The 17,738-nt window shown below is 62.3% G+C and carries 15 protein-coding genes; 13 read left to right on the top strand and 2 right to left on the bottom strand.

Going from position 1 to position 17,738, the window contains the following annotated elements:
* Positions 1-83: 83 nt before the first annotated feature.
* From FE781_RS05810 to FE781_RS05790, 5 genes are all read left to right on the top strand, one after another.
* Positions 84-1,016 (top strand): DMT family transporter, encoded by a 933-nt coding sequence (locus FE781_RS05810; RefSeq protein WP_138788653.1) that lies wholly within the window; start codon positions 84-86, stop codon positions 1,014-1,016.
* Positions 1,017-1,153: 137 nt separating this feature from the next.
* Complete coding sequence (gene mgrA / locus FE781_RS05805) at positions 1,154-2,143, top strand: L-glyceraldehyde 3-phosphate reductase (RefSeq protein WP_138788652.1); 990 nt, start codon at positions 1,154-1,156, stop codon at positions 2,141-2,143.
* A gap of 210 nt (positions 2,144-2,353) precedes the next feature.
* Positions 2,354-3,880: a DUF4127 family protein gene (locus tag FE781_RS05800; RefSeq protein ID WP_138788651.1), complete on the top strand. Its 1,527-nt coding sequence runs from the start codon at positions 2,354-2,356 to the stop codon at positions 3,878-3,880.
* Positions 3,881-3,893: 13 nt separating this feature from the next.
* Positions 3,894-4,604 carry an N-acetylmannosamine-6-phosphate 2-epimerase gene (locus tag FE781_RS05795; protein WP_246068059.1) on the top strand — a complete coding sequence of 237 codons (711 nt, stop codon included), beginning with the start codon at positions 3,894-3,896 and terminating at the stop codon, positions 4,602-4,604.
* A gap of 42 nt (positions 4,605-4,646) precedes the next feature.
* A complete protein-coding gene (locus FE781_RS05790) occupies positions 4,647-5,549 on the top strand; it encodes an ROK family protein (RefSeq protein WP_138788650.1) in 903 nt (300 codons plus the stop codon).
* A 97-nt stretch (positions 5,550-5,646) separates the two neighbouring features.
* On the opposite strand, the gene FE781_RS05785 is transcribed toward FE781_RS05790, so the two are convergent.
* Positions 5,647-6,513, bottom strand: coding sequence for a MurR/RpiR family transcriptional regulator (locus FE781_RS05785; protein ID WP_138788649.1), 867 nt, complete (start codon positions 6,511-6,513; stop codon positions 5,647-5,649).
* A gap of 162 nt (positions 6,514-6,675) precedes the next feature.
* Here FE781_RS05785 and hflK point away from each other — a divergent pair, with 162 nt between their 5' ends.
* From hflK to FE781_RS05745, 8 genes are all read left to right on the top strand, one after another.
* Positions 6,676-7,701, top strand: coding sequence for an FtsH protease activity modulator HflK (gene hflK, locus FE781_RS05780; RefSeq protein WP_138788648.1), 1,026 nt, complete (start codon positions 6,676-6,678; stop codon positions 7,699-7,701).
* A complete protein-coding gene (hflC, locus tag FE781_RS05775) occupies positions 7,698-8,573 on the top strand; it encodes a protease modulator HflC (RefSeq protein ID WP_138788647.1) in 876 nt (291 codons plus the stop codon). The genes hflK and hflC overlap by 4 nt, the downstream gene beginning before the upstream one ends.
* A 573-nt stretch (positions 8,574-9,146) precedes the next feature.
* A complete protein-coding gene (locus FE781_RS05770) occupies positions 9,147-11,216 on the top strand; it encodes a bifunctional aldolase/short-chain dehydrogenase (protein WP_138788646.1) in 2,070 nt (689 codons plus the stop codon).
* A 36-nt stretch (positions 11,217-11,252) separates the two neighbouring features.
* Positions 11,253-11,624: a sensory rhodopsin transducer gene (locus tag FE781_RS05765; RefSeq protein WP_138788645.1), complete on the top strand. Its 372-nt coding sequence runs from the start codon at positions 11,253-11,255 to the stop codon at positions 11,622-11,624.
* A 29-nt stretch (positions 11,625-11,653) separates the two neighbouring features.
* On the top strand, positions 11,654-12,874 hold the full coding sequence (gene rhaI, locus FE781_RS05760) for an L-rhamnose isomerase (protein WP_138788644.1): 1,221 nt from the start codon (positions 11,654-11,656) through the stop codon (positions 12,872-12,874).
* Positions 12,871-14,343: a rhamnulokinase gene (locus FE781_RS05755; protein ID WP_138788643.1), complete on the top strand. Its 1,473-nt coding sequence runs from the start codon at positions 12,871-12,873 to the stop codon at positions 14,341-14,343. The genes rhaI and FE781_RS05755 overlap by 4 nt, the downstream gene beginning before the upstream one ends.
* Positions 14,344-14,419: 76 nt before the next feature.
* The gene (locus FE781_RS05750) at positions 14,420-15,181 is read left to right on the top strand and encodes a DeoR/GlpR family DNA-binding transcription regulator (RefSeq protein WP_138788642.1); all 762 of its coding nucleotides are present in this window, start codon (positions 14,420-14,422) and stop codon (positions 15,179-15,181) included.
* Between the two features lie 366 nt (positions 15,182-15,547).
* Complete coding sequence (locus FE781_RS05745) at positions 15,548-17,095, top strand: carbohydrate-binding protein (protein ID WP_138788641.1); 1,548 nt, start codon at positions 15,548-15,550, stop codon at positions 17,093-17,095.
* Between the two features lie 79 nt (positions 17,096-17,174).
* On the opposite strand, the gene FE781_RS05740 is transcribed toward FE781_RS05745, so the two are convergent.
* Entirely contained in the window at positions 17,175-17,648 is a 474-nt protein-coding gene (locus FE781_RS05740; protein ID WP_138788640.1) for a helix-turn-helix domain-containing protein, read from the bottom strand.
* Positions 17,649-17,738: the final 90 nt, after the last annotated feature.

Genomic DNA, 17,738 nt, shown 5'->3' with positions numbered 1-17,738 from the left:
CTTCCGAAGCGGCGGGCGTATGATAAATCTCAAAACGCGCTTCATAACTTCGTGTGGCGAAGCCTCCAAGGGGAATCGTAATCATGACACCGTTATCCAAGCCCCGAACCGCGCTGCTGATTTCGTTTTTGGTTCTCGTATGGGGCGTGAACTGGCCTTTGTCGAAAATCGGATTGCTGTATATGCCGCCCATGCTGTTCTCCGGCGTCCGGACGCTGCTGGCCGGAGTGATTCTGCTGTTCGCCGCGCTGCCGAGGCTGCGGAGGCTGAAATTCCGGGAGACGTGGCCCATCTACATGATCTCCGCGCTGCTGAACGTCGTGCTGTACTACAGCTTGCATACGATCGGGCTCGGCTATTTGCCGTCCGGCCTGTTCTCCGCCATCGTCTTTCTCCAGCCCGTGCTCGTCGGAGTGTTCTCGTGGCTGTGGCTCGGGGAGTCGATGAACGGGGTGAAAATCGCGGGGCTTCTGCTCGGCTTTTTCGGCGTCGCGGTCATCAGCAGCGGCGGAATGTCCGGCCACATCTCCGTTGCGGGCGTCCTGCTGGCCCTGGGATCGGCGTTAAGCTGGGCGGCCGGAACGGTATACGTCAAAAAGGTCGGCTCCCGCGTTGATCCGATCTGGCTCGTGTCGCTCCAGATGATCGCGGGGGGCCTGCTGATGACGGCGGCCGGCACGGCTATCGAAAGCTGGTCCGACGTCTCCTGGCAGCCCGCGTTTATCCTGGACCTGCTGTTTATCTCGGTCTTCGTCATCGCTCTCGGCTGGCTCGTCTTCTACCGGCTGATCGACTCGGGCGAAGCCGGGAGGATGGCTTCTTTTACGTTTCTGATCCCGCTGGTGGCGATTCTGATCGGCACGCTGTTTCTCGGCGAGCCGTTTACCGCGGCGCTGGCCGCGGGCCTGCTGATGATCGTCGCCAGCATTTATCTGGTGAACCGGAAGAAGGGCGGGACGGGAGTCGTTCGTTCGCGGAAAACGCCGCGCATGCCGCCCCCCGCCGGCGCGCGATGAGACGTTGCCGTCGCGTCCGCCTGCTTAAGCGCGCGTAACTAGGTAACAAACATTTCAGTCATTTTCGGCTCCGCTTCTTTCCGCTATACTAGGGATGCGCCCGATAGGAAACGAGGATACGGAGGTTGAAACAAAGGATGAGATACATAGCGAGCGAAACGCGATACGATAACATGCAGTACCGGCGGGCCGGCCGCAGCGGCTTGCTGCTGCCGGCGATCTCGCTTGGCCTGTGGCACAATTTCGGCGGAGTGGACACGTACGAGAACGGGAGAAGCATCATTCTCCGCGCGTTCGATCTCGGTATTACGCACTTTGACCTGGCGAACAACTACGGACCGCCTCCGGGCTCGGCGGAGGAAATGTTCGGCAAGCTGCTGGCGTCGGATCTCAAGCCGTACCGCGACGAGCTGATTATTTCCACCAAGGCCGGATTCCGCATGTGGCCGGGGCCGTACGGAGAGTGGGGCTCCAAAAAATATCTCGTCTCCAGTCTCGACCAGAGCCTGAAGCGGATGGGCCTCGATTACGTGGATATTTTCTACCACCATCGTCCGGACCCGAACACGCCGCTGGAGGAGACGATGGCCGCGCTGGACCTGATCGTGCGCCAGGGCAAGGCTCTGTATGTCGGCATTTCGAACTACCAGCCGGAGGAAGCCGCCGAGGCGGCCAAAATTCTGAAGCGGCTCGGAACGCCGCTGGTGATCCACCAGCCGTCGTATTCGATGCTGAACCGCTGGATTGAGAACGGCCTGCAGGACGTGCTGGACGAGCACGGGGTCGGCAGCATCGCCTTCTGTCCGCTGGCGCAAGGCCTGCTGACGAACAAATATTTGGGAGGCGTGCCGAAGGATTCCCGCGCAGCCGGTCCCAGCGTGTTCCTGAGCGAGAAGGATCTGACGGAGGAGAAGCTCGCGAAGCTGCGGCAACTGAACGAAGTCGCCCAGAGCCGGGGGCAGTCGCTCGCGCAGATGGCTTTGGCCTGGGTTCTGCGCGGCGGCCGCCTGACCTCCGCCCTGATCGGCGCAAGCCGCGTCAGCCAAGTCGAGGAAAACGTCAAGGCGCTCGACAATCTCGAGTTTTCGGCGGAAGAGCTGGAGCGTATCGATCGGATTCTCGCTTGAGCGGATCGCGGGAACGGATTCGGTACGGCATAAAATCGAACAGGAACGAGGAGGCAACCCCTGCCCCGCGTATCGCGGAGCAGGGGTTGTTCTTTTTGGATTTTTACTCTTTTTTTAATATTGATTATGGAGCGAAGTGCCTTTATGTGCTATGATTAGGTTGAATTCCAAGGGCATCTTTGTTTTTACTATGTGGACCGGAGGACTTCTATGAAAAAAGTGTTGTTTGTCCCTCTGGATGAGCGTCCGTGCAATTACGACTTTCCGTATTTGCTGGCGAAAGGCACCGACGTGGACCTGCTGCGGCCGCCCATCGAGCTGATGGGGGACATGAAGCGGCCGGGAGATACGGAAGGGCTGTGGCGCTGGCTGCTGGAGCGCGCCGGCGAAGCCGACGGCGCGATTCTATCGCTCGACACGCTGTTGTACGGCGGCATTATCCCGTCCAGGCTGCACGATATGACGACGGAGCAGGGAGCGGAGAAGCTGAGGCGTCTGCGCGACCTGAAGCGGAAGCGTCCGGAGCTGAAGCTGTTCGCGTTCCATCTGATCATGCGCTGCCCGACTTATTCCTCGTCCGAGGAGGAGCCGGACTACTACGCCGATTGGGGAGCCGAGATCCATCGGATCGGGCGTCTTCGCCACCTGGAGCAGTTGGGCCTGATCTCCGGGGAGGAGCGCCGGGAGCTGCAGGAGCTGGACCGCCGGCTGCCGGCCGACGTGCTGGCCGACTACTTGAACCGCCGCGCGGTGAATACGTCGCTCAACCGGCTGGCGCTGGAGTATGTCGCCGACGGGACGATCGACTTCCTGATCGTCCCTCAGGACGACTCCGCGCCTTACGGGTGGACGGCGCTCGATCAGCGCATGATTCGCGCCGCGATCGCCGAATTGGGCATCGAGCTGCGGACGTATATGTACCCGGGCGCGGACGAGGTCGGCTGCACGCTGCTCGCCCGGATGGTCAATGCCTTCCACGGCCGGACGCCGGCGGTCTACCCCCGGTTCTCCAGCCGGAAGGGGCCTTTCCTCATTCCGTCCTACGAGGACCGCATGTTCGACGAAAGCTTCAAGTACCAGGTTACCGCCGCGGGCGGCATCGTGGTCGATTCCATGAACGACGCCGATCTGGCGATGCTCGTGAATCTGCCCGGCGAGAAGATGACGGAAGCGGCCTATCAGCCGGCCGCGACGGCCGGATACGATGTGATGCGCAACGTCACGGAGCTGGTCGAGTTCGGCGACGCCGCCATGCGCCGCTGGGGCAAGCCGCTGGCGGTGGCGGACGTGGCGTACGCCAACGGAGGCGATCTGCAGCTTGTTCGCCTGCTGCGGGAGAAAGGCCTGCTGTTCCGCCTCGCCGGTTATGCGGGCTGGAATACGAGCTCGAACACGCTGGGAACGGTAATCGCCCAGTCGATGCTGTATCTGATCTACGGCGATACGAACGAGCACCGGGATTTCCTGGCGCTCCGCTACGCCGAAGACGCGGGCTACTGCTCGCACGTGAGAAAGCTCGTGACGGCGGGTCCCGTAGCCGAACGGGGATATACGCGGGAGAAGGTGGACGGCCAACAGGGCGAGATCGCGGCGATCGTGCGCGAGCATCTTGAGACGTTCGTCCGCGAACGGATCGACGGCGCGGGGTACCGCGTCGTGATCGACTCGTGCCGGCTGCCCTGGAACCGGATGTTCGAGGTTGGCTTGAGTGTCCGCTGCGTGGCGGAAGAGACATAAGGAGGAGAACATTTTGAGCGGACATTCTTTTTTCGATGCGATTAAACACGGACTGATCGTTTCGTGCCAGGCGCTGCCGGACGAACCGCTGCACAGCTCCTATATCATGGCCCGCATGGCGGTCGCCGCCAAAGAAGGAGGCGCCTGCGCGATCCGTTCCAACAGCGGGGCCGACGTGCGCAGCATCCGCGAGGCGACCGGCCTGCCGGTCATCGGCCTGGTGAAGCGCGATTATCCGGACAGCGAGATCTATATTACGGCGACCCGCCGCGAGGTGGACGAATTGATCGAAGCCGGAGCGGACATGATCGCGCTGGACGCGACGCTGCGTCCCCGTCCGAACGGCGAAAAGCTGTCGGACCTGATCGCCTACGTCAAATCACGGGGCGCGCTGGTGATGGCGGACATCTCCACGCTGGACGAAGCGGTCGAAGCCGCCATGCTCGGAGCGGATTGCGTATCGACGACGCTGTCCGGCTATACGCCGTATTCGCCGAAGCTGGAAGGGCCCGATCTGGGGCTCGTGCGCGACGCGGTCCGGGAGCTGTCCCCGCGGGGTGTGCCGGTTATCGCCGAAGGGCGCATCTGGGACCCGGCGGACGCCGCCCGCGCCCTGGAGGCGGGAGCTTACGCCGTCGTGGTCGGCTCGGCCATTTCGCGGCCGCAACTGATCACCCGCCGGTATGCCGAAGCGGTGAAAAACGCAAGCGTCAAGCTTGTCTGACCGGCGGTTGACGGGAGCGGCAGCGAAGGAGGAGCGATACGAATGGCCTATGTAATCGGAATGGATATCGGCGGCACGCAGGTGAAGGGCGTCGTCTGCGACGAGCAGGGACGGACGGTGGCCGAAGCGAAGCACCCGACTCATGCCGCTTCCGGCCGGGACGCCATCCTGGCTTCGCTTCGCCTGACGGCGAGCGAGCTGATCGCCCGCTGCCCCGATGCGAAGGCGATCGGCATCGGGACGGCGGGGCGCGTCGATGTGCGTACGGGCGTCGTCGTGTACGCGACCGACAATTTGCCGGGATGGATGGGCACGGATCTGGCGAAATGGGGAAGGGACAACTTCGGCCTGCCGACCTTCGCCGACAACGACGGCAACGCGGCGCTGCTGGGCGAAGCCTGGACCGGCGCGGCCCGCGGCTTGACGGATGCCGCGATGCTGACGCTCGGCACGGGCGTCGGCGGCGCCATCCTGTCCGGCGGCCGGATCGTGCGCGGGGCGAACCACAGCGGCGGTGAGTGGGGGCATGTCGTGCTCGTGCCGGGAGGCCGGGCCTGCAACTGCGGCCGGCACGGCTGCCTCGAGCAGTACGCTTCGGGGACCGCGCTGGTCCGGGACGCGTCGGCCGCCGCCGGGCGGACGTTCGCCGACGGCCGGGAAGCGGTTAAAGCTCTGCAGGCCGGGGAGCCGGCGGTTGTGGACGTGTTCCGCCGCTACGCGGAGCATCTGGCGGTGGCGATCGGCAACATCGTCCAGAGCCTGGACCCGCAGGCGATCCTGATCGGCGGGGGCGTCGTCGAATCGGGCGAGCATTGGTGGCCGTATCTGACGGAGGCGCTTCAGGCTTCTCCGTTTAAAGCCGAGGTGCGCCCCGCAGCGCTCGGCAACCGCGCCGGCTCGCTCGGCGCCGCCAAGCTGGCCTGGGATTCGCTGGCCGGCGTATGACGGGGAAAACATCGAAAGCCTCCCGAACCGCTTGATGCGGTACGGGAGGCTTTCTTCTCGGAGGGAGCCGGCGCGAGGCGGCCGGACCGGCTTCGCCTCAATACAGTTTGTCCGACACCGCCTGGGCGGTAAGCCTTCTCGCTTCGTCGGACTTCTCCCCGCGCCGCATGGCGGCGGCGGTCGAGAGGACGTCGAGCGTATAGATTTGCGCGATTTTGGAGGAGAACGCTCCGCCCTGCAGGGGCGTCTCCCGCGATTGCGCAAGCAGCACCGAATCGGCATGCCGGGTGAGAGGCGACCGCGCGTGGCTGGTCAGGGCGATCACGTAGCTGCCGTTCTGCTTGGCGATCCGCACGGCGTCCACCAGGTCCTTCGTGCTGCCGGAGGTCGAGATGCCGACGATGACGTCCTCGGGACCGGCCAGAGCGGCGCTCATCGCCATCAGGTGGGAATCGGTAACCGCCAAGGTGCTCAGGCCCATCCGCATGAACTGGTAAAACGCGTCCTTCGCCGTATTGCCGGAGGAGCCGACGCCGAACAGATAGACGGTGCGGGCGTTCAGGATGGCATCGACCGCTTTCTGCACCTGCTCCGCGCTCAGCATCGCGGACGTATTGTCGATCATGGCGGCGTCCTTGGCGGCGATTTTGCGGATCAGGGCGGGCAGGTCGTCCCGATGTCCGATCTGTTCTTGTGCCTGCGCGTTCGTCTGTGCGAGATGCTGGGCGAGCGACAGCTTGAAATCCTGGTAGCCCTCGAAGCCGAGCTTGCGGCAGAGGCGCAGGATCGTCGTCTCGCCCGTTCCCGCTTTCTCCGCCAGCGCGGTCAAGGTCATGTACAGCGACGCTTCGGGTTCGGTCAGAACGGTGTCCGCTACTTTCCGTTCGGTTTTCGTCAGGCTGTTGTAGTGGCTCGACAACAGCAGCAGCGCATTGGCCGGTTCTTTGTTTTCGTTCAGGCTCATCGAGAGGACACCTCCGGGGTCGTCCGGTAATCGTATGCATTTATTATAGGGAAAACAGGTGGGCTTTGACCAGCCCCGGTGCGGCTTGGCCGGCCGCGATATGAAACCGGAAGACGTCTCGTTCGTATAAAAAATTCGACAACGCAAGGGGGAGGGCACACTATGGAGCTTCATCGAAACGAAAGCAGTCCCAGACCGGAGTTGCCGAAGCTGCCGAAAGGGATCGGACGAAAAATCGCTCTCGGGGCGGGAGGCGTGCTGGCCGCCATCGCGGCTTTTACGTCGTTCTACACCGTCCAGGAGCATGAGACGGCGGCTATCATCACGCTGGGGCAGTACACGGGAGAGGAGTCGGCGGGGCTTCATCTGAAGCTGCCGTATCCGATTCAGCGGGTCGTGAAGGTCCCCGCCAATCAGACGCAATACATCCAGATCGGCTATCGCGAGAAAAACGGCGAAGTCACGCCGGTGGAATCCGAGGCGCTGATGATTACGGGGGACGAAAATATCGTGTCGGCGGATGCGGTGGTGGAGTGGAAGATCAGCGACGTGCGCAAATATTTGTACAATATCGACGATCCGGAGCAGTTTCTCCGTAATGCCGCCAGCGCGGCGATCCGTTCCGTGATCGGCTCCACCTCGCTCGACTACGCGATCACCGACGGCAAGACGGAGATTCAGGGCAAGGTGAAGGAACGCCTGATCGAGATGCAGACGCGGTACGAGACGGGCATTCAGGTGCTGGACGTGAAGTTCCAGGACATCGAACCGCCCGAAGGCGACGTGCAGGCGGCGTTCCGCGAAGTCACCAACGCGCGCGAGGGCAAAAACACCAAGATCAACGAAGCGATGCAATACGAGAACGACATTCTCCCGAAAGCCCGCGGCGACGCCCAATCGATGATCGAGCAGGCGGAAGGCATGAAAAGGTCCCGCGTGCTGAACGCGCAGGGCGACGTGGCGAAGTTTAACGCGATCTACGAGGAGTACGCCAAAAACAAAGACATCACCCAGCGCCGGCTTCTGCTGGAGACGCTGGAGAAGGTGATGCCGAACGCCAAAATCCTCATTACGGACGGAAGCGGCGAGACGGTCAATTATTTTCCCGTAAATGAACTGTTGCGGCAGAGTGCGTCCGGAGCGGGCGGAACCGGCGGCGCGGCGGCCCAGGGAGGTGCGGCGAAATGAAAACGGCAAAGACGAAGATCGCGCTCGGGCTGGCGGCTGTTGCGGCTGCGATCCTGCTGCTGGCCTCGGTTTATGTGGTCAAGGAGAACGAGTACAAGGTCGTGCTGAAGTTCGGCGAGGCGGTTCGCATCAACGGCGATCCGGGCTTGGCCTTCAAGATTCCGTTTATCGAGACGACGATGTCGCTGCCGAAATACCAGATGATCTACGACAGCAAGCCCGCGTCGATCCTGACGCTGGACAAAAAACCGATCGAGGTCGACAACTATACGGTGTGGAGAATCGCCGACGCGCGGCAGTTCCTGCGCACCGCCAAGACGCTCGGCAACGGCGAGCAGCGGATCGACGCGGCCGTGTACAACGCCGTGCGCCGCAAGCTGTCCGAGACCAACTACGGCGATATCATCAGCGAAAACACGCAGCGCGGCAACCTGAACGACGAGATCACAAAGGAAGTCAAAGACGTGCTGGAGCGCGACAATTACGGCATCGAGATCATCGACGTGCGGATCAAGCGCACGGATCTGCCGCAGGAAAACAAAGAGAGCGTGTATAAGCGGATGATCAGCGACCGCCATGCGATCGCGACCAAGTATTTGTCCGAGGGCGACGAGGAGTCGAAGAAAATCCGGGCGAGAGCGGACCGTCAGGCCGTCGAGCTGAAGGCCGAAGCGGAGGCGAAAGCGAAGGAGATTATCGCCCAGGGCGAGCAGGAAGCCGCGGCGATCTACAACGAAGCGTACAGCAAGGACCCCGCCTTCTACAACATGTACCGCACGCTGGAAAGCTATGCGACGACGCTGAAGGGCGAACCGGTCATCATGCTGCCGATCGACTCGCCGTATACGAAGCTGCTGTTGGGAAGCGAATAAGGAGAAACGCGTCTGCCGGCGATGGCCGGGGGCGCGTTTTTTTTCGTGCGCGCGGGGAGGCTGCCGTCCGAGGGCCGGATCGCGGCAAAGCTGGCGCGAGGACGGAATCATCGGGGGGGCGGGCCGTAACGAGAAAAGTTGCCGCTGCATTTGTCGAAAGGGTCCAATCGGCTGCACACGGGAGCTTCCAACGAGAAAAAATGCGGTTACAGCGCGGAGAGAAGGGGATTCGACAAATGCAGTTACATTTATTGCGGTTGCGGCCTCCGTACTCCGGCCTGCCGCAAGAGGAACGGGCCGCCGGGAGAGGATAGGCCCACCACAGAGGATGGGCTCGCGCAGAGGAACGGACCGCCGCAGAGAATAGGCTCACGCAGAGGATAAGCCTGCACAGGGGACCGGCCTGCCGTGGAGGATTGCCCCGTGCGGAGGACGGCTTTCCGTGCAGGTTCTCCCCCTTTTTTTGCGCATGTATCCGATTTTGTCCGAAAATTTCTGTTTCCAAAACAAAACGGGCATGATATGATGATTTCAGACATAAACAAAAATAAACGGACTTAATCGGAGGTAATTATGCCTGCATTCAAATGGGAGCAAGGGGAAGCGGAGAAGCTGCAGAGCGAGTTGGAGAGGCTCGTCTACCGGTCGAATCTGCTGGGGAGCGACCGTTCGGTCGCGAACTGGGGCGGCGGCAACACGTCGAGCAAGACGATCGTGAAGGATTTTCGCGGCCGCGACGTCGAAGTGATGTATGTCAAGGGAAGCGGTTCCGACCTCGCGTCGATGAAGGCGCAGCATTTCACCGGCCTGCGCCTGGACGATATCCGGCCGCTGTACGAGCTGGACGACATGAGCGACGAGGACATGGTCGCCTATCTGGCCAACTGCATGATCGACGCCAAGCATCCGCGCGCCTCGATCGAGACGCTGCTGCACGCGTTCCTGCCGTTCCCTTGCGTTGACCATACGCATCCGGACGCGATCATCAGCCTGTGCTGCACGGCGAACGGCCGCGACATTGCCCGGGAAATTTACGGCGACCGGTTCGTCTGGGTGCCTTACATCCGTCCGGGCTTCAAGCTGTCGAAGATGATCGCCGAAGGCGTGCGCAACAATCCGAAGGCGGAGCTCGTGCTGATGGAGAAGCACGGTCTCGTCACCTGGGGCAACACGTCCGAAGAAAGCTACCGCAAGACGATCAGCGTCATCCAGGAAGCCGAGGTTTACATCGAAGCGCGCGTGCAGGAAGCGAAGCTGTTCGGCGGAGCGAAATACGAGGCGCTGCCCGAGGCGGAACGCCGCCGCATCGCGGCCGAGGTGATGCCGATCGTGCGCGGCGAAGTCAGCAGGGAGAAGCGGATGCTGCTGTCGTTCGACGATTCGGCGGATATTTTGCGATTCGTGAACGGCCGCGATTCGGCGAAGCTGTCGCAGGTCGGCGCGGCTTGCCCGGATCACCTCGTCCACACGAAAATGAAGCCGCTGTTCGTGGAGTGGAATCCGCAATCCGGCGACACGGAAGCGCTGAAGCGGGCGCTCGTGGAAGGAATCGCCGCCTACAAGCGCGAATACGAGGCTTTCTTCGAGGCCAACAAGAACGAAGGCGACGTCATGTTCGAGCCTGCGCCGCGCGTCATCCTGATCCCCGGAATCGGTATGATCAACACCGGCAAGAGCCGGGCGATGTCGCTTGTCAGCGGCGCCCTGTACCACCGCGCGGTTGCGGTCATGCGCGGCGCGACGACGCTCGGCGAGTTCGTATCGCTCAGCGAGAACGAGTCGTACAACGTCGAGTATTGGCCGCTGGAGCTGTACAAACTGACGCTCGCTCCGCCCGAAGCCGAATTTTCCCGCCGGGTGGCGTTCATTACGGGCGGCGCCGGCGGCATCGGCAGCGCGTCGGCTCGCCGTCTGGCAGCGGAAGGGGCGCATGTCGTGCTGGCGGACCTGAATCTCGAAGGCGCGCAAGCGGTCGCCGACGAGTTGAACGCCAAATACGGCGAAGGGCGCGCCCTTGCGGTGAAGGCGGACGTGACGAGCGAGGAGATGGTCGCCGCGGCTTACGCGGAAGCGTCGCTGTACTACGGCGGCGTGGACATCCTCGTCAACAACGCCGGCCTCGCGACGTCCAGCCCGTTCGAGGAGACGTCGCTGAAGGAATGGAACCTGAACATGAGCGTGCTGGGCACGGGTTACTTCCTGATGGCGCGCGAAGCGTTCAAGATCATGAAAGCCCAGGGCGTCGGCGGTAGCATGGTGTTTATCGGTTCCAAAAACTCGATCTACGCGGGCAAAAACGCGACGGCCTACAGCTCGGTCAAAGCCCTTGAAGCGCATCTGGCGCGCTGCATCGCGGCGGAAGGCGGAGCGCTCGGCATCCGCGTCAACACGGTGCTGCCCGACGCGGTTCTGTCCGGGTCGCAGATCTGGAACAGCAGTTGGCGCAACGAACGCGCCGCGGCGTACGGCATCGAACCGGACCAATTGGAGGAATATTACCGCAAGCGCACGATTTTGCTGGAGAACATTTACCCGGCGGATATCGCCGAAGCGGTCGCTTTCTTCGCTTCGTCGAAGTCGGCCAAGACGACCGGCTGCATGCTGACGGTCGACGGCGGCGTTCCGGCGGCATTTACGCGATAAAGCAAACCATTTCAATAAACGGGAGGAACAGGCGTCATGACCATTCGTAAAGGTTCGACCCGCTGGATCATTCCCGACGGCTACATCCCGGAGCACAGCTCCGGGAAGCTCGTCAGCCACGAGTCCGTCTGCGTGCTGAACGTGCTGCCGGAACCGGCGACCGTCAAGATCACGGCGTATTTCGAAGACCGGGAGCCTCTGGAGTGCGATCCCGTCGTCGTGGGAGGCCGGCGCACGAAGCATATCCGCACCGCTGCGTTGTCCGGAGGCGGCGAAGGCATTCCCGCCGGCGTGCCGTACGCGATGGAGGTCGAGAGCGACGTTCCGATCGTCGTTCAATACAGCCGGCTCGATTCGACCCAGGCGGAAAACGCGCTGATGTCCGTCGTCGCGTATCCGTTGAACTAACAGACCATATCCGGGAGGGGAAGCTAGGCATGAGCGATCGCGCCTATCAGCTTTTCGAAGAGCAGCAGAAGGAGCGGGGCATCGATCTGGCGCAAGTCAAAGAGCGGTTGAAGGCTCTGAAGGTGGAGACGCCGTCGTGGGGATACGCGGATCAGGGAACCCGGTTCAAAACGTTCCAGAAGGTCGGCGTTCCGCGCAACACGTTCGAGAAATTGGAGGACGCCGCGCAGGTCCACAAATTCACGGGCGTCTGTCCCACCGTCGCCGTGCATATTCCGTGGGACAAAGTAAGCGATTACTCCGCGTTGAAAGCGCATGCGGAATCGCTGGGCATCGGCATCGGTGCGGTGAACCCGAACCTGTTCCAGGACGACGACTACATGCTCGGCAGCGTCACGAATTCCAACCCGGCGATCCGCCGCAAAGCGACCGAGCATCTGCTGGAGTGCGTCGAGATCGCCCGCACCGTCGGCTCCAAAGACCTCAGCCTCTGGTTCGCGGACGGCACGAACTATCCGGGGCAGGCGGACATCCGCAAACGGGTGGTCTGGATGTACGAGTGTCTGAAGGAAATGTACGACGCGATGGACGACGACATGCGCATGCTGATTGAATACAAGTTCTACGAGCCGGCTTTTTACCATACCGATCTCGCGGACTGGGGCATGGCGTTTAACATGGCGAACAAGCTCGGCCCGAAAGCCGAAGTGCTGGTCGACACGGGCCACCATCCGATGGGCACGAACATCGAGCATATCGTCGCGTACCTGCTCGGCGAGAAGAAGCTCGGCGGCTTCCACTTCAACAGCCGGAAATACGGCGACGACGATCTGATCGTCGGCTCGATCAATCCGTACGAATTGTTCCTGATCTTCTATCAGATTCTCGACGCGGAGCGCGACGCTGATCCGGGCGTGGCCGCCAATGCCGCCCGGATCGCGTACATGATCGACCAGAGTCATAATATCGAGGAGAAAATACCGGCGATGATCCGCTCCGTGCTGAACGTGCAGACGCAACTGGCCAAAGCGCTGCTCATCAACTTCGACGAGCTTCGCGAGGCGCAGGAGCGCCAGGACGTGCTGGCCGCGGAGAACGCCGTGCGCAGCGCGTTCGAATGCGACGTCACGCCGCTGCTCCGGGCCGTGCGCGAGGAGATGGGCGTGCCGGCCGACCCGATGAAGGCGTATCTCGCCAGCGGGTACGCGGAGAAGATCGCGGCTCGCGGCAAGGGCGGTGCAAGCTGGTGAAAGCGCTCGCGTTCGACCTCGGAGCGGGCAGCGGACGCGCGATCGTCGGCGAGTGGACGAAGGACGACCGGCTCGTCCTGACGGAGACGCACCGCTTCGCGAACGAGCCGGTGCGCGCGGGACGCCGGCTGCATTGGGACATCCTGCGCCTGTATCATGAGGTCAAGCTGGGACTTGCGGCATCGGCGCGGGCGGCCGACGGCCCGATCGACAGCATCGGCATCGACTCCTGGGCGGTGGATTTCGGTCTGCTGGACCGCAACGGCGACTTGCTCGGCAACCCGGTCCACTACCGGGATTCGCGCACGGACGGCTTGATGGAGGCGGCTTGGCAGATCGTGCCCAAGGAAGAAATGTTCTCGCGGACCGGCCTGCAGTTTCTGCCCTTCAACACGCTGTACCAACTATGGGCGATGAAGCGGGAGAAATCGCCGCTGCTCGAGGCGGCCGACAAATTGCTGATGATCCCGGATTTGCTGCGGTATTTCCTGACCGGTCAAACGTTCGGCGAATACACGAACGCCTCGACGACGCAGTTTCTGAACGCAAGCACGCGGCGTTGGGATACCGAGCTGCTGGAGCGGTTCGGCTTGCCGTCCGGCATCCTGCCCGAAGTTGCGCAACCGGCGACGGTGATCGGCACGCTGCGCGCGAGCGTCCGGGAGGAGCTCGGCATTCCCGGCATACCGGTCGTCGCCGTCGGGGAGCACGACACGGCGTCCGCCGTGGCCGGCGTGCCTGCGGCGGACGGCAAGCCGTTCGCTTACCTCATCTGCGGCACATGGTCGCTGCTCGGCACGGAGACGGCGGTTCCCGTGCTCGGAGCCGACGCCATGCGGTTCAACTTCACGAACGAGGGCGGCCTCGGCGGCACGTACCGCTTGCTCAAGAACATCATGGGCCTGTGGCTCATTCAAGAGTGCAAGCGCTTGTGGGACCGTCAGGGCGTCCGCCGCTCGTACGGCGAGTGGGCGGAGTTGGCGGCGCGGGAGAAGCCGTTCCTGGCGTTCGTCGATCCCGACGACGACTCGTTCCTCGCGCCCGCCGGCATGCCGGCGGCGATCCGGGCGTTCTGCCGCAAGACGGGGCAGCCGGAGCCGGAGACGGAGGCGCAGGTGATGCGGGTCGTCACCGACAGCCTGGCGCTGAAAGCGCGTTACGTGCTGGAGCGGCTGGAGCGGCTGACCGGAATCGCGTACGGCGGCCTGCATATGGTCGGCGGCGGCATCCAGAACGAAGCGCTCTGCCAGTCCACGGCCAACGCGATCGGGCGCCCGGTCTGGGCCGGCCCGGTCGAGGCGAGCGCCATCGGCAATCTGGCGGCGCAATTCATGGCGAACGGGCGATTGTCCGATCTGGCCGAGGCGCGCCGCTGGATCGCGGCATCGATTGACATCCGCGAATACGAGCCGCAAAATAAGAACGAATGGGAAGACGCTTACGGCCGGTTCGTCCGGTACGTCGTCTGATCGGCCGGGGCTCCGGCCGCGAATTGCGGGTCAAGGCGGTTCATGGCCGCCGGCGTTGATACAGGAGGACAAAGCCTTGCTTGCAGCGGAGCGATTGCAACGAATCGTCGAATGGGTGAACGAACGGGGCAGCATGCGGGTGACCGAGCTCGCGGAGGTATGCGGCGTGACGGAGGAGACGATCCGCCGCGATCTGGACCGGCTGGAGAACGAAGGCAAGCTGAAGCGAAGCCACGGCGGCGCGATCAGCATCCGCGAGGAGGAGCGGGACGCGCCGTTCCGGGAGCGGGAGATTCGCCACCGCGAGCAGAAGGAAGAGATCGCGAGAACCGTCGCGGGGTGGATTCGGCCGAAGGAACGGATCATCCTCGACGCCAGCTCGACGGCCTGGTATGTCGCAACGATGCTGCCGGACATGCCGCTGACGGTGCTGACCAACTCCATGATGGTCGCCACTGCGCTCGACGCCAAGCCGCAGATCGAAGTGATCTGCACGGGCGGGACGCTGGCGAAGGGCTATTATTCGTTTGTCGGGCCGCTCGCGGAACGCTCGCTGGAGACGTACCACGTCGATCGCGCGTTTATCTCCTGCAAGGGCATAAACGCCGAGCGGGGCGTCAGCGAATCGAGCGAGCTGGAGGCGATCGTCAAACGCAAGATGATCGAGATCGCCGATTCCGTCGTCCTGCTCGCGGACGCCAGCAAGATCGGGCGGCAGGCTTTCGCGCAGATCGCCGACCTGTCGCGAATCTCGCAGATCGTGACCGACCGGAGGATCGCTCCGGAGCAGCGCGCGGCGCTTGAAGCGGCCGGCGTTCAGGTTACCGTCTGTCCGTAAAATCGTAACGGCTCGCCGGTCCCGGCTCGGGGACAGGCGGGCCGTTTTTCGTTTCCGGCGGACCGGCCGGGGGCAGCCCGCGCGTCTGCTTGCGAGTAGAGATATTTCCCCTCCGATTATAGGAAAATCTCCTTTCATTGACGAATCCCTTTCCGTCAAAATAGAGATACGCCACGTATTTTCCCGCCGCTTGTTCCCCGCCAGCATCCGAACCAGCAGTCGAACTCTATTCGTGCCTCTCATGGCCGCACCGGTCCCGACGTCCGGATCCGATTGCGAAAGGAGGTGTTGAATCAAAGGATTTGCAGCCCTTTGAAATCGCTTTCAACCCCCTCGAAAATCCGAGAGACTGAAAGGAGACATGAGATGATGAGAGCGCTGCCGAGTATGGGATTGGCGGTTATGCGCGCGTGCAGGGCGGTTTTGGCCTTGCTGCTGGTTGTCGCCGGATTGCAGTTCGGCGTCTCGAAGGCCGAGGCGGCTGTCTCAACCGGCAAAAAAATCATCGTGGGTTATTGGCATAATTTCGATAACGGTTCCACCAATATTCGTCTGCGCGACATTTCGCCGGATTTTGACGTGATTCAGGTCGCCTTCGCCGAGCCGGTCGGAGGAGCCTCCAGCGGCAACATGTCGTTCACGCCGTACAACGCGACGGTCAGCGAATTTCAATCCGATATCGCGTTTCTGAAGAGCCGGGGGCAGAAGGTGCTCATCTCCGTCGGAGGAGCCAACGGCACGGTTGAACTGACGACGAGCCAAGCCAGGCAAACGTTCGTCAACACAATGAAATCGATCATCAACACGTACGGGTTCGACGGCTTCGACATCGATCTGGAAGGCAGTTCCCTGTCCTTAAATCCTGGAGATGCCGATTTCAAAAATCCGACCTCGCCCAAAATTGTCAACCTCATCTCCGCGACTCGGGAAATTTTGAACAGCTACGGCCCGGACTTTCTGCTCACCATGGCGCCGGAGACGGCCTACGTGCAAGGCGGGGCAAGCACGTACGGCGGGATCTGGGGCGCGTATCTCCCCTTGATCCACAACCTGCGCAACGAGCTTGATTACCTGCATGTTCAGCATTACAACTCCGGCAGCATGATAGGGCTCGACGGCAGATCCTACTCGCAGGGTACGCCGGATTTCCATGTCGCCATGGCCGAGATGCTGCTGGCCGGGTTCCCGGTCGCGAACAATCCGAATAACATGTTCCCGGCCTTGCGTCCGGAACAAATCCTGATAGGTCTGCCCGCATCGCCTCAAGCGGCCGGCGGCGGCTATACGACTCCGGAGAACGTGCAGAAGGCGCTGGATTATCTCATCAAAGGCCAGTCCTTCGGCGGCAGCTACGTGCTTCGCAACGGCGCCGGTTATCCCGGTCTGAAAGGGCTTATGACATGGTCGATCAACTGGGACAAATACAACAACTACCAATTTTCGACCAGCCATCGGGCGTATTTGAACCAGTTCGGATCGGGAGGAGGCGGAGGCGACACGACGCCGCCGACGGCCCCGACGAATTTGCGCGTGACCGCCGTCACCGCAAACAGCGTATCGCTGGCGTGGAACGCCTCCAGCGACAATGTCGGCGTGACGGGTTACACGGTGTCTTACGGCGCATCGAGCGTAAACATGACGGGAACGACGGCCGTCATCGGCGGCCTGAGCGCGGGCACGACCTACACGTTTACGGTGAAGGCCAGAGATGCCGCAGGCAACGTCTCGGCGGGGACGTCGATCCAGGCGACGACGACCGGCTCCGGCGGTCCTTCGGCGTGGGCGCCCTACGTCAGCTACGCGGTTGGAGATCTGGTCGTCTACAACGGCCAGACGTACCGCTGCATCCAGTCCCATACGTCGCTGCCCGGCTGGGAGCCTCCCGTTGTCCCGGCTCTGTGGAGCCTGGCGTAGGGAAGGGGAACCATACATGCGGCCCGGCCGCCCCCGATGAGGGGCGGCCGGGCTGTTTCCGTTTTCAGCAGAACCTTTCTTATGAATTCCCGTCCGAACCGGCAGGCTCCCGGCGCGGTTCCTGAGAAGACTTCCGTCTGCGTTCGAGGCAGAAATCGATATATTCGCGGACGAACGCCTGCTCTTCGGCGGACAAGCTCGCGAAGCGGCTATCCAATTGCCACTTGTCGGCAAAAAAATAAACGCCGTCTTCCTCCCGCAGATGCTGTGGATCGCTCTGCCGGCCGAGCAGCAGCCAATCCAGCGAAATCTGGTACGTTTTGGCGATGTCGATCAGCACGCCGGCGCCGGGCATCGACTTGCCGCGCTTCCAATCGCCGACGTTCCCGGTCGAGACGCGGATGGAGCGGGCGAATTCCGCTTGGGTGATGCCCTGCGATCGGATCAACTGCTCGATCCGGCGGTAAATCTCTTCGCCGCGGCCGGCCGGACGGGCGGCCGATTCCGCGGGGGGATTGCCGTTTTGGCCGGATGGATGTTGTTGTCTGGCCATGAGACCACCTTGTTCTTTTGGAAGAAATACGCAATAATACGCAAATGCGTGTTGAAAATGCGAGTATTTCTTCTTATAATAGAAGTGTAC

The organism is Paenibacillus thermoaerophilus (genome assembly GCF_005938195.1).
GTDB lineage: Bacteria > Bacillota > Bacilli > Paenibacillales > Reconciliibacillaceae > Paenibacillus_W > Paenibacillus_W thermoaerophilus.
The sequence above is the reverse complement of the archived record's forward strand: the minus strand, read 5'-3'. Positions and strand labels throughout refer to the sequence as shown.

Bases quoted from the DNA above. Each gene is read 5' to 3' on its own strand.
- FE781_RS05765 (WP_138788645.1), top strand. From the start codon at position 11,253: ATGACCATTCGTAAAGGTTCGACCCGCTGGATCATTCCCGACGGCTAC.
- mgrA (WP_138788652.1), top strand. From the start codon at position 1,154: ATGAGATACATAGCGAGCGAAACGCGATACGATAACATGCAGTACCGG.
- FE781_RS05810 (WP_138788653.1), top strand. From the start codon at position 84: ATGACACCGTTATCCAAGCCCCGAACCGCGCTGCTGATTTCGTTTTTG.
- hflC (WP_138788647.1), top strand. From the start codon at position 7,698: ATGAAAACGGCAAAGACGAAGATCGCGCTCGGGCTGGCGGCTGTTGCG.
- FE781_RS05740 (WP_138788640.1), bottom strand. From the start codon at position 17,648: ATGGCCAGACAACAACATCCATCCGGCCAAAACGGCAATCCCCCCGCG.
- FE781_RS05790 (WP_138788650.1), top strand. From the start codon at position 4,647: ATGGCCTATGTAATCGGAATGGATATCGGCGGCACGCAGGTGAAGGGC.
- FE781_RS05800 (WP_138788651.1), top strand. From the start codon at position 2,354: ATGAAAAAAGTGTTGTTTGTCCCTCTGGATGAGCGTCCGTGCAATTAC.
- FE781_RS05745 (WP_138788641.1), top strand. From the start codon at position 15,548: ATGATGAGAGCGCTGCCGAGTATGGGATTGGCGGTTATGCGCGCGTGC.
- FE781_RS05785 (WP_138788649.1), bottom strand. From the start codon at position 6,513: ATGAGCCTGAACGAAAACAAAGAACCGGCCAATGCGCTGCTGCTGTTG.
- hflK (WP_138788648.1), top strand. From the start codon at position 6,676: ATGGAGCTTCATCGAAACGAAAGCAGTCCCAGACCGGAGTTGCCGAAG.
- rhaI (WP_138788644.1), top strand. From the start codon at position 11,654: ATGAGCGATCGCGCCTATCAGCTTTTCGAAGAGCAGCAGAAGGAGCGG.
- FE781_RS05770 (WP_138788646.1), top strand. From the start codon at position 9,147: ATGCCTGCATTCAAATGGGAGCAAGGGGAAGCGGAGAAGCTGCAGAGC.